Origin of the sequence: Laspinema palackyanum D2c, from assembly GCF_025370875.1 — a bacterium.
Classification (GTDB): Bacteria; Cyanobacteriota; Cyanobacteriia; order Cyanobacteriales; family Laspinemataceae; genus Laspinema; species Laspinema palackyanum.
Map to the genome: position 1 here is coordinate 1 of NZ_JAMXFD010000029.1, position 11,838 is coordinate 11,838.

The window sequence follows — 11,838 nt, forward strand, 5'->3', positions numbered from 1 at the left end:
TTTGTCTTTAGTTAGCGTTCAACAGAGAAAATCCTTTCCTATTCACATCGAACAAACCCTAAAAACTCCAGAAGAAAAGGCGGCAGCCCAAGAAAGAAAGCAAGCTAAATCCCAGGAGAAAAAATCAGCGAAAAATTTTAAATCAGGCTCCCCAGATAAGACGAGCCTTCAGGATAAGGGGGATAAATCTCTAGTCAAAAACAAAGGAGGCCGACCCCCCGGGAGCAAAAATAAAGACAAAACACAAGTAACTTTTACTCCCGAGTTATTGCACATCAAGGCAGCAATTGCGCAATTGCTCGGCTGTATAAATCAATTTCTCCCTTTGACGTATTTATTGCTGGACGGACATTTCGGAAATAATAACGCATTGCAAATGGCTCGTCAATTAAAGCTTCATTTAATTTCTAAATTGCGCCAAGACTCCGCTTTATTTTTTCCTTATGAACCCTCTAATTCCGAACCAAAAACTAACGCCAAGTATGGCCCCAGGCTTCATATTGGTCAAATTCCCGCCAAGTATTTGAAAAAAAAGACAACGGACAAAAACAAAATCACGACAGAGATTTATCAAGCTACTCTTCTGCACAAAGAATTTGCCCAAGATTTGAATGTCGTGATTATAATCAAAACCAACCAGCGGACTTCAAGCCAAAGCCATGTCATTTTATTCTCCAGCGATGTGAACTTAAGTTATGAAAAAATAATGGATTATTATGGACTGCGATTTCAAATAGAATTTAACTTTAGAGATGCCAAACAATTTTGGGGACTAGAAGACTTTATGAATATTAAGGAGACCGGGGTGACTAATGCAGCAAATCTTTCATTTTTTATGGTGAATTTATCCCATTATCTCTTAAAGGTTACCCAGCAGGGGCCTCTGTCCAGTGTTCGGGATCTCAAAAGTCAATTTAGAGGGTACCGTTATGCAGAAGAAACCATCAAACTGCTTAAGGAAAAACCTGACCCAGTTTTATTGGGTCAGATTTTGAAACGCTTATCCAGCCTGGGCTGTATCCATCAACATTCCCATGAGGCCAGTGACCATTAAATTGGCGAAGGTATTGGAATAAGAAACCCCGTTTCTGCCCCCCCAGATTACCCCTTCCCCAAATACACCTCTCCCCCAGCCATTCCCACCCCCACTAGGGCTAATCCAATCCAAGCCCCCACGCCACCCCACAGCAAAATACTCAGGGCAATCAGCAGGGTACAGCCCATATAGGTACTGGCAACTTGTCGATGACTCCACCCCGATTGCTGTAATCGTTGATAGAGGTGGCTCCGGTGGGCTTTGAAGATGTTTTCCCGGCGGATGAGGCGGCGAACTAGGGTGGAGATGGCGTCAGCGGTGAGGGGGAGGGTGATGGCGAGGGCGGTCCAGGCTGGGGTGGGGCGATCGGCGTTGAGCAGGGCAATGGCGACGGAGGCCCCTAGGACGGTACTGCCGACATCCCCCATGAAGATTTTGGCCGGGGACCAGTTCCACCACAGAAAGCCGAGGAGGGCAGCGGCGAGCAGCCACCAGAGGGGTTGGTTGAGGTAGAGGGCGAGGAAGCCGATTTGCACAGTGGTGACTCCGGCAACTAAGCCATCTAAGCCGTCCATGAAGTTGTAGAAGTTAATCAGGGCGGTGATGGCGATGAGGGTGAGGAGGATGGCGATGATGCTGCCCGCTGTTCCCCAGGGGGTGAGCCACGGTTGGGGAAAGGGGCCGAAACAGAAGATGGCGATACTGGCGGCGGTGAGTTGGACTAGGTAGCGGATGCTAGAGGGGAGGTTATGTTTGTCGTCCAGGAAGCCGATGAGGGCGAGGGGAGTGAGGATGGCCCAAAGTTGCAGTAAAACGGGTTGGGGAGAGGTGAGGGGTAACAGGTTTTCTGGGAAAAGTTTGGGGAAATAGCTTGACAAGATAGGGGTTGATAGGGTAATGGCGGCAAAGGCGATGATGAAGCCTAAGCCGCCGCCCCGTGGGGTGGGTTGGCTATGGGAACTGCGATCGTTGGGGATGTCAAGCAGGTTTTGGCTAAAGCGTTGTTTGAGCCAGCCTGTGGTGAGGAGGCTGAGGAGGAAGGAGGTAAGGGCGATCGCAAGATACATGGCTAACTGGAAATCATGCCTAGGCTACGCATTAACTCTACCTCTTGACGCAGACCTTCTTCTAAGGTACGGGGGAAAAAGTCTAAATCTCGTTGGGCGGCATCATGGGGATAGGCTTTGTCTTCTTGTAGGCGAAGGATTTGTTCGCGACGGACGGGCGATCGCTCTTTTACGATATTTTCCAGAAGTGTGGCTGACCAGATACCTGCATTGAGGGGTAATGAAATCTGGCGTACTGGTTTGCCGAGTAGTTTTCCGACTAAAGTTAGCAGTTCTCGGAAGGTGACCACCGTACCACCAGAGAGGTCATAAGCCCCTTGGATATGGGGTCTTTGAAGTGCGGTTAAGATGGTTTGGGCTAAGTCGTCAGCATGAACGGGTTGCACCAGGTTGTCACCAGCGCCAAAGACGGGAAAGAATCCGTAGCGATCGCAGAATTTTATCAGTTTATGAAGGTTCTTATCTCGGTGGGAACCATATATCATGGTTGGTCTTAGCAAACAATAAGACCCTTGATATGTTTGGAGTTGACTTTCTGCTATTTTGTAGTCTTGTGAGTATTCATTATATTGAGAATAAATTCCAGTAGTTCCAATAATAATTAAACGCGGTATTTTTTCCAATTTATTTAAACAAGAAATAATAGTGGGTATATGTCGAAGTTGGGCTAGGTGAATGATGGTATCAGGAATAAAATTACTAAAAATATTTTCCCAAGTTTCAATAGTTGAACTATCGCCAACACAGTAATTTAATTTTAAATTTACATTACTGATGGTAGTGCGATCGCTATTAGGTCGAACCAGACAATTTAATTCTCGTTCTGGAAATACTTGGGAAAAATAATTTAAAAATAGACCTCCAGTTAGCCCCGTACATCCAGTCACTAATATACTCATAATATTTTGATAAATTTTGGTGATTAACTTATCTTAAATGTGAATTACTTTGGAGTATGATGTTAGTGCCTTCTGATAAGTTTGGATAGTACATTGATACATCATTTCAAAGGTATATTCTTTTTCATATCTTTTACGAGCTAATTGACCCATTTTGACGCGGAGTTCTGAGTCGCTGATTAGAGTTTTTAGACGAGTTCGTAAAGTCTCTACATCTCCTTGTGGAATAGAGTAACCTGTTTCACCTTCAATAATTGCTTCAGAGCAACCATTGACATCAGAAACCACAGTAGGCAAACCTGCTCTCATTGCTTCCAAAGTGGAAATAGGAAATCCTTCCCAATTCGTCATCAGTGCAAAAATTTGATATTGAGTAAGTCGATCAGTGACATTACTACAAAACCCTAAAAAATTTACCCGGTCAGCAATCCCTAATTCTCTCGCCATTATTTTATAGGTTTCCATATCAGGCCCATCTCCAAGCAAGTCTAGTTCAACTTCTTTTAACGTTTGGAGTGCCATCAACATAGTTCTATGGTCTTTTTGGGGTTCAAAGCGAGCCACCATGACAATCCTAACTGGATTGCTATGACCAGGACTAGCGATGAGTTCGGGAGAAATATCGCTAATACCGTTGTGAATTTTAACTAAACGATTAGGTTCAATGCCTGCTTTAATCCCTAATTGGCGATCGTACTCTGAAACACAGATAATTCGATCGGTAAATTTAGCCGTCCACTGCTCCAATAGTTGGTAAATGGTGCGCTTCGGTTCGGGAATTCCTTCCGCGAAAGACCATCCGTGAGCAGTGAAGATACAAGGAACCTTGCTTTGCTTACTAGCCCAGCGTCCTAAAATTCCCGCTTTGCTGGAATGAGTAGCCACTAAATCGGGCTTAAATTGGCTAATTGTTTGCTTGATAAAACTGAGGGTTTGCCAATCTTCTAAAGGGTTAATATTGTTTTTAAACGTTGGGCAAGCAACATTCTGAATTCCACTTTTTTCTAATAAATCGTTATACTTTCCTCTGACCCCCGTGAGAACCATGACCTGATATCCATCTCTCAGAAGCCTTAATGCTAAATCTCTGACATGAAGTTGTGCGCCCCCTACTGCATCCGATCTGGTAATAATTAATAAAATTTTCATCGACTCATTTATAGTTACTCAAAATATCTAAACAGGCTGTAAAATTGTTGAAAACTCAGATACCAGTAATTCTTCATCTGGCATATTTTTAAATGGAAGTGCTAAATTTGCCCGTGAAGTTGGTAATTTATCCCATTTTTTGATTTCAACAGATGTAATCTGAAAATTAGCCTCTTGAAATAAATCGATCATTTCAGAATAACGGATTCTATTGGTATAAAATCCTGATTTCACCATAAAATCTGACTCCCAAATTTTTTCCGGGAATCTAAGACTATTAAGATTTCCCCCTAGATGATCTTTTAAGTCAATTACATGAGAACAAGAACCAGTATTTTTAATAATTCGGCGTAACTCTTGCATAAGAACGAGAAATTCATGTTTTCTAATATGCTCTAAAACTGCTTGAGACCATATAAAATCAACTGAGTTATCGGGAATAGATTTTAAAGAAGATAAACCGGATGTCAGATAATGAGCAGAACAACTTTCAAGAATATCTGATACTGATTGCCAATTAGTCCATGTAGAATCGACTGCTAATTCTTTTTGATCAAGAAATTCAGCCATTATTTTGTAGGAGTCGATATCCTGAGTAGCATAGTCTCCAGTATCAACAAGATAGGATGAAGAACCTCCAAAAGCTTTTGTAACTATAGCAGAAAACAAAGAGTCTCCCGGTCCTAATTCCAAGCTAGTAAATCCGGCAGGTGGTTGAATGCGATCGAAGTGCTGCTTAAAAACTGAATAAGCATAAGCAGGATCCTGCATTGAACCATGTTCAAATAAAGAAAAATTTTTCCATAAATGATAACTCGTTGGCAAACGAGATAAAATCACTTTCCCACCAATTTTTGCCCACCAGGGGACATATTTTGTTAAAGGCTTCATAGAAATTTTTTACAGAAAGTTTGTGGTCTGTGTAAAGCTTTAATCTAAATATAATACCCAAATCGAGAATCTTTGGATATTTATACCTTGATATAAACTTTCTTTGTCGTTTTATAATTAACTATTATTTAGCTAAAACCAAGAGAGCGTATCCACCTAGGGAGTTCCACAAAATAAAATCTGCAAATTTTACGGGGTACTATAGAAGATGTCTACAAACCATTTACCCAAGTTGTACTGATTTTCTGGCTCTATGTTGATAAAACGAGTGAGCTTAGTTTCCAGCTCTTTCATCGCTTTAGACGTTAGCTGAACTCCTGTTTTATAGGTCTTTTCCACGAGCTTTACTACGGGATTATTACCTTTCCAAGTCATGGTTTCTGCCCACTGCAAAGCGGTTTTGATATCCTCAAGAATGGTGCCATTCCAATGATTTTCTAACACAGCCCAAGTCCGCTCAATTGGATTGTATTTACTGTGATAGGGCGGATAGTATGCCAGACGCACATTGATTTTATAAGTTTCAACAAACTCGACTATGCGTTTCATAAATTGAGTTCTTCGTGAATGATTCTCGGGGCCATTATCTTGTTTGATTAGCAGGGTCTTACACTCCCCAAACCTGGAGCCAAATTCTTGCCACCACTCTTCTAAAATATCAACGATGCAATCGCTCGTAACTTGGGATTTTATAAAATATAAAAATAAGTCGTCTGACTGAGGTAAAAAGATCCCATAAGGTATGACTTTACTGTTTGAATTAAAATCATGATCGCAAGCTAAAGTTGGGATGCGAGTTTTTCCTTTTCGGGAAAAAGGCCCAATGTTAACGGCAGCTTTGCCATCCATTGATATTTCTAACGTGTCAGGACACAGTAAAGACTCTTCGTTAATCACTTCCATCCGCTCAAAAATTTCATCGGTTTCGGGAATTTTTTTTTGAGGTTTACTTTTTTTCACTTTTTGCGGGTAATAACCTAAGTCGTTAAGTTTCCGTCTAATGGTTTCTGTCGTGGGCAACTCTTCTGACCTATAATTTTTTTGCAGAATCAGTTGCTTTCTAACTTCTTCCGCGCTCAAGCGGGTATATAAGCGGTTACTTTTAAATGTAGGATCCGTTTGACTCTGACTATCTACTATCGATTGAATATCTGCCAATAGATGAGGCAAATGGTTCTCAGATTTTTTGCGCCCCCGGCCTTTATAATTATCTACACAAGTTATGCCGGTCTCTAGTTCCCGCACTCCTTTCCTTACTGTATCCCTATCCCATCCCAATTCTTTGTTAGCTCGACTCTGACCCCCAGCCCCCAATTCCTTAACCGTCTGAGCCATGAAACGACGTCTCGCGGCTCCTTTCAATTGCTTTGCTGTCTCAATTAATAAAGTTTTCACCGAATCTGTTAATTCCATCTGCGTTCTCCTTGCGCACGGGGTTAATGCTTATTTTATCACGGCATTGCAGAATTTATTTTCTGGAAATCCCCTAGTAATCGGACGGCCAGGTCTTGATTGATTTTAAAGGCTACCTCTCTCGGAATTTTTAATATTCTAGACTTTATACTATTTGGCAAATCGTTAGACCCCGCAGTATAAAAATAATCAACTATATTGTAACCGGAATCTTTTAGGCTTTCCAGAGCAGTATCTTTAGAAAAGTAGTGTAAATGTCCTTGAATTTTGGGATTAATAATCTGTTAAGATAAGAAAAAGGCATCAGGGGAAATATCATAGCCATGAAAATCAACATTATCAGGTAATTTTTTACACCGATTATGTTGATTTTAATTTTTATGAAAAATTATTGCTTACAATCTATTATTTTATTTCAAAAGATTGTAAATCCCATATACCCAGACTTTTATCACTAAAAGTTCCTGATCCTTCAGTACATTTTTCATTAATCAATTTTATGGGTTTTGGAAAATTAAAAGGAGGTAACTCCAAGTTTAAAGGTCTCCAATTTCCCGTAATAATATCTCTGTTAATTTGGCAATCAATAAATGTTGTTGTCATCAAATACTTTGCCCCACTTTGTTTAAAATTTTTAAGAGATTTGATTGCATCTTCAAATGATAAATGAACTAAACAATCTCTACATATGATCAAATCAGATATAGGGAGAGGATCAGAAATAATATTTTTGACTAAAAACTCTCGCTTATCGTTACTGTATCTTTTATGGTTTTCATTAATTAAAATTGGTACTATATCTACTCCTATATACTTAAGTACGTCCAGTTTTACTTCTTTCATCCAGTGAAAATCGCCACATGGAGCATCAACAACAACTTGTATATTTAATTGTTCAATAATAATAGGAATTGCCTGTTGTATCGTAGATGTTTGGAGGAGTTCAGAGCCGGTTCCTGAGCGAGAAAGAGGGCTTTTCCAAGTGTTTTTAGTATAAATTTCTACAAATATTTTATCTATAGGTTTGTTTTTTAGTTTTCGTGCTTTAAGTTGAGTTAAGAATATTATAACATCGGGGAATGTTTGTTTTACAAGTGCTTTCAAATGTCGCATTTTTTTATTTCCTCTTCAAAGCTATTTACAAAATATCTGAAAATTGTGTTTGTTGATCCTTATATGCTTCTAAAGCTAACTTTTAAGATGACGATTCCATACCAAATACAATACTATATAGCGACCCCAAATCCTTTTGGCAATGAACCCTCGCCCCCAACTCCTCTCCCAGAACGGGAGAGGGAAGCCGCTCTTTATGTCAAATTGATTTAGACTGGCTATATTTAACTAACATATTGAATGTGTTGTTACCGTGAAATCGGCATAAGTTTTTTTCACGCATCAAGATTAATCATAATACATATTTTACTTTCTCGTCGGGATAGTTTTATAAAAATTTTCATACTGAACAACAAAATTATCTAAAGAAAAATTATTGATTATTCTGCTCCTTGCTAGTTTACCCAAAGCCACTCTGCCTTCTTGCCCCAAATCAATTACTTGTTTCCAAGCATTAGCCAAGGCTAATGGTTCTCGCGGAGGAACTAGGTATCCTGTTTGGTTGATAACATAAGCTAAATCTCCCACATCGGTAGCCACGCAAGGAATCCCACAAGACATAGCTTCAGCAGTTACGTTGGAAAAGGTCTCACTATAAGAGGATAAGGAAGCAATATCTAAAGAAGCAGTAAGGGAGGGTATGTCATTTCGCTCACCCAGTAAATGCATTCTTGTAGTGAGACCTAGTTGAGTAACGGATTTAGATAAGAAAGTATTTTCCCAATTAATACCTTTTCCTGCTAAAACAAAATGGATATCTAAATCAGGAACTTCTTCAATCAGCAAGGCTGCTGCTTTTAAAAAGGTTTTATGATCTTTCATAGGGTGGAACCTAGCTATTAATCCAATTAGTAAAGAATTATTAGATAAACCTAACTCTGCTCTAATCGCACTTCTAGCTTTTTGTGAGGGGACAAATTGACCAGTATCAATACCATTAGGAATAACTATTGTATTTGGTGAGAAGTATCCTAATTGTTCATGCTGACGCTTACTGACGTTAGAAACAAAAATAATACCTGTTGCCAACCTAGAAAGAAAAGCAGATAATTGAATTACATACCTGGTCATTTTTTTTTCATACTCTAGTGAATATAAACAATGATGAATACTAAGTAAAACAGGAATGTTTTGAGAAACAAAAAAATTGCTAACTTGCGCTGCCAAATTTCCGTGATACATCCAACCTTGAATTAAATCTGCTTTAAGCTGAGATAGTGTTTTAATTAAAAAATAAGTTTGTCCTGGTGTTGGTATGGAATTTTTTAGGCCAATGGTATAAACGGGTACACCTAAAGATTGTATTTCTTCGACTAGCTCACCTCCATCCATTAAAGAAATTACGACTGAATCATAGCAATCTCGATTGAGCCGAGACAAAAGTCTATATAATACCATTTGAGCGCCATGTGCTGCCAGATCTGTTGTTACATGAACAATTTTAATAGGACTCTTTTTTAAGTTACTCATTTATTTTTCAAATTAAAAACATATTTTGAAGGTTTGAAATTAATTAATTCAAACAATGATTATGGTAATTATACTATATCAGTGCTTGTTTTGGTTTGCTTTTTAGACATAGAGCATAGGCAAATACAGCTTGTCCTACGATATGAAATATCGTAGCATAATGAAAAGTTGTAACTACTAGAATTATAATGGTTTTATAATTTCGTTTGTTAAGATGCATAACTATAGTGATAATAATAATTAACAAGCCTAGGATACCACTGACAGAAAAAAAGTTTATCCAACCAAAATCGCCTCCTATCTGAGTAGTCTCTTTAGTAGTAAAAATCTGCCCAAACCATATTCTATATATACCATCGCTTAAATTGTAAGATTCAAAAAATTGATTGAATTTAAAATCCCACAAAAATAATATATACCAAGGAGATATCTTAGTTATAGGGATGTGAGTTCCCAATTGTTCAAAAAAACTTGCGACCACAAAATAACTTCCTAATAAGGCAGGCGTTACTGTAATAAATAGAGAGAAATTTTTAAATTTACGAAGCATAAATAAGATACATAACGCTAAATAACCAACTCCAGAAACACAAAGTAAAACAGCAATTACAGGTAAAATCTCAGCAAATTTGTTATTTTTATGTTTGATTTTTATATTATCTTCCTGTAAAGACATCAGAGAAACCAAAACACTACTGGTCACTGATGGTTGTCCGCAAAAACCATAAGGACGTTGATAAAAACCAAACAAGGCTGTACGGACAGTAGCTATATTTGGATCGGGATAATTTGGTAAAAATTCAACAGGCACAAAAGTGTTAACTAAAAATGCTTCAAAAATAGTTAGAAGTGATAAATATAATAATAGCTTTCTCAAATTTAAAAAATTATAATCGTTTAAAGATTTGAAATAAACATAATATACTATAAATCCGAAAGAATACATTCCATCTAAAAGCCCCATATACACGCCACTAAAGGGTAATTTTATCAAACTAAAAATTATGATTAGCGTTATTATCAAAATATCTTTGAAATCAAGTTTAATTTTCCTGGAAAATCCCGTAAGAGTTAAAAATAACGGGTACATGAAAAAACCAACCCCAATATAACAAACAATAAAGGGCAAATAAACCAATATTTTTCGTAACTTTAGCCGCAAAGGAAAATACATAATTAATTTAATACACTTGATAAACCATCTAATAATTCACCCATTGTGCAAGTGATGATTAATAAATAAGGCTATGAATTCTATGTTTGACTAATGCTTCATTTAAATTATAACTCTGAGTATATTGCATACAGAAATCGAATCTAAAAATCATAATTTTCACAATGAAGCCAAGGCTGACCAACAACCAGGATTGATAATCGTAAATCTGAGAAAAATTTAATAGTAGGCAGTAATCCTTTCCGATTCGATACAGAACCGCAATAAATTATATCAAATTCTGGATTTTTTGATGCTCTCTGAAAAAGACCAGAATCAACTCCCATATCGCGGTAAATATAGGGAATTTTCTGGGGAAACGCCAATCCCTCACGTACATAACGATTTGAAAAAATATATCCTGATGGTTGAATATTGATAAGCCGCTTTAAAAGATTCTTGGTTTTTGCAAAAGGGGGAGTTGATAAAGTGGCATAATCATGAACTTCAATAATGTCTTTGTTTTTCGTTTGAGTAAATACTGATTTTATACCCAAAAAATATAAATATCCAATTTTGGGGACAGTTCATATTCATTTCCTAGCTCAACATACCACCCGTTTGATTGCAGATAAGTTTTATAAGCAAATGCTTCTGGCAAATACGATGTAGGTCGTAGTCCAATTCCAACTTTCATGTTAATTTAGATTTTTTTACTTACCAAAGAGAATGTTCCCCTCATTAACACAATTATTAGCATATATAACACCTTGATACTAACAATTAAATCAGTCGATCTAAGTAACAGTAACAACAGAAAATGTTGACAATCTTTGTCGTTGCCAATGAGAAAATTGGCTTTGGATAAGCAATACAACCACCATACAGGGGGCTCTATTTTATGAATTTGAGTGTATGGGCGCATATACAAAAAGTATAAGCGGTTTGAAAAAACCAATAAACGTTGGGGATTACTTATATTATCTCCTCCAACCCAATAATAGCCTAATACCTTGGGAATATAGATGAATTTATCAGTCTCTTGAGCAATCCGAAGCCAACAGTCATAATCTTCTGCTGCAATGAGTTCTGGATCTTCAGACTGCCCACCAATTTGTTTTAGTATTTCAGCTTTTACGACAACACTAGAGTTAAGAAGTCCATTGCCATTATAAAGCAGGTCGTCATAGACAGGAAGAGAAACCGAACGGGAACGTAATCTTCGCCGTAAAAAGCGTTGATTTTCCGACTTAACAAGCCATAAATCATGGGAACAAATATCAAATCCCTGTTCTAGTTGTGGCACACATATCTCTAGCTTTTGGGAAGTCCACCAGTCATCAGAATCAAGAAATGCAATGTAAGTTCCTTTTGCGTGTTGTATTCCATAATTACGGGATGCGGCTATTATTCCATTATTTCTAAAGTTGATTAGCCGAATGCGCTGATCTTGACATTCCCTAACAATAGAAACTGTATCATCAGTAGAAAAATTATTTATAATTATTAATTCCCAATGCTGATAAGTCTGATCAAGCAATGATTTTATTGCCCGACCAATGTAATGTCCATGATTGTAAGTGGGCATTATAACGGAAACTAATAAGCTTTGCATATGAATGATTACAAGTATGAAGTTCTAGGATT

At 37.8% G+C, this 11,838-nt stretch carries 11 protein-coding genes; 1 reads left to right on the forward strand and 10 read right to left on the reverse strand.

Annotated features, from left to right (window positions below; all coding sequences use genetic code 11):
• Positions 1 to 1,054 (forward strand): transposase (locus tag NG795_RS23645; RefSeq protein WP_367291078.1); only part of this gene is annotated, 1,054 nt, incomplete at its 5' end.
• 47 nt (positions 1,055 to 1,101) lie between these two features.
• Here NG795_RS23645 and NG795_RS23650 read toward each other — a convergent pair.
• The 10 genes from NG795_RS23650 to NG795_RS23695 form a co-directional block, all read right to left on the reverse strand.
• A complete protein-coding gene (locus NG795_RS23650; RefSeq protein ID WP_367291079.1) occupies positions 1,102 to 2,103 on the reverse strand; it encodes an MraY family glycosyltransferase in 1,002 nt (333 codons plus the stop codon).
• Positions 2,104 to 2,105: 2 nt separating this feature from the next.
• Positions 2,106 to 3,002 (reverse strand): NAD-dependent epimerase/dehydratase family protein, encoded by an 897-nt coding sequence (locus NG795_RS23655; protein WP_367291080.1) that lies wholly within the window; start codon positions 3,000 to 3,002, stop codon positions 2,106 to 2,108.
• Between the two features lie 33 nt (positions 3,003 to 3,035).
• Positions 3,036 to 4,151, reverse strand: coding sequence for a glycosyltransferase family 4 protein (locus tag NG795_RS23660; RefSeq protein ID WP_367291081.1), 1,116 nt, complete (start codon positions 4,149 to 4,151; stop codon positions 3,036 to 3,038).
• Between the two features lie 27 nt (positions 4,152 to 4,178).
• Positions 4,179 to 5,042 carry a methyltransferase domain-containing protein gene (locus NG795_RS23665; RefSeq protein ID WP_367291082.1) on the reverse strand — a complete coding sequence of 288 codons (864 nt, stop codon included), beginning with the start codon at positions 5,040 to 5,042 and terminating at the stop codon, positions 4,179 to 4,181.
• Positions 5,043 to 5,231: 189 nt separating this feature from the next.
• Complete coding sequence (locus NG795_RS23670) at positions 5,232 to 6,455, reverse strand: ISAzo13 family transposase (protein ID WP_367291083.1); 1,224 nt, start codon at positions 6,453 to 6,455, stop codon at positions 5,232 to 5,234.
• A 405-nt stretch (positions 6,456 to 6,860) separates the two neighbouring features.
• Positions 6,861 to 7,568: a class I SAM-dependent methyltransferase gene (locus NG795_RS23675; protein ID WP_367291084.1), complete on the reverse strand. Its 708-nt coding sequence runs from the start codon at positions 7,566 to 7,568 to the stop codon at positions 6,861 to 6,863.
• A 306-nt stretch (positions 7,569 to 7,874) separates the two neighbouring features.
• Positions 7,875 to 9,038, reverse strand: coding sequence for a glycosyltransferase family 4 protein (locus NG795_RS23680; protein ID WP_367291085.1), 1,164 nt, complete (start codon positions 9,036 to 9,038; stop codon positions 7,875 to 7,877).
• Between the two features lie 73 nt (positions 9,039 to 9,111).
• Complete coding sequence (locus NG795_RS23685) at positions 9,112 to 10,212, reverse strand: hypothetical protein (RefSeq protein ID WP_367291086.1); 1,101 nt, start codon at positions 10,210 to 10,212, stop codon at positions 9,112 to 9,114.
• A gap of 143 nt (positions 10,213 to 10,355) precedes the next feature.
• Entirely contained in the window at positions 10,356 to 10,748 is a 393-nt protein-coding gene (locus tag NG795_RS23690) for a hypothetical protein (protein WP_367291087.1), read from the reverse strand.
• A gap of 146 nt (positions 10,749 to 10,894) precedes the next feature.
• The gene (locus NG795_RS23695) at positions 10,895 to 11,779 is read right to left on the reverse strand and encodes a glycosyltransferase family 2 protein (protein ID WP_367291088.1); all 885 of its coding nucleotides are present in this window, start codon (positions 11,777 to 11,779) and stop codon (positions 10,895 to 10,897) included.
• Between the last annotated feature and the right edge of the window lie 59 nt (positions 11,780 to 11,838).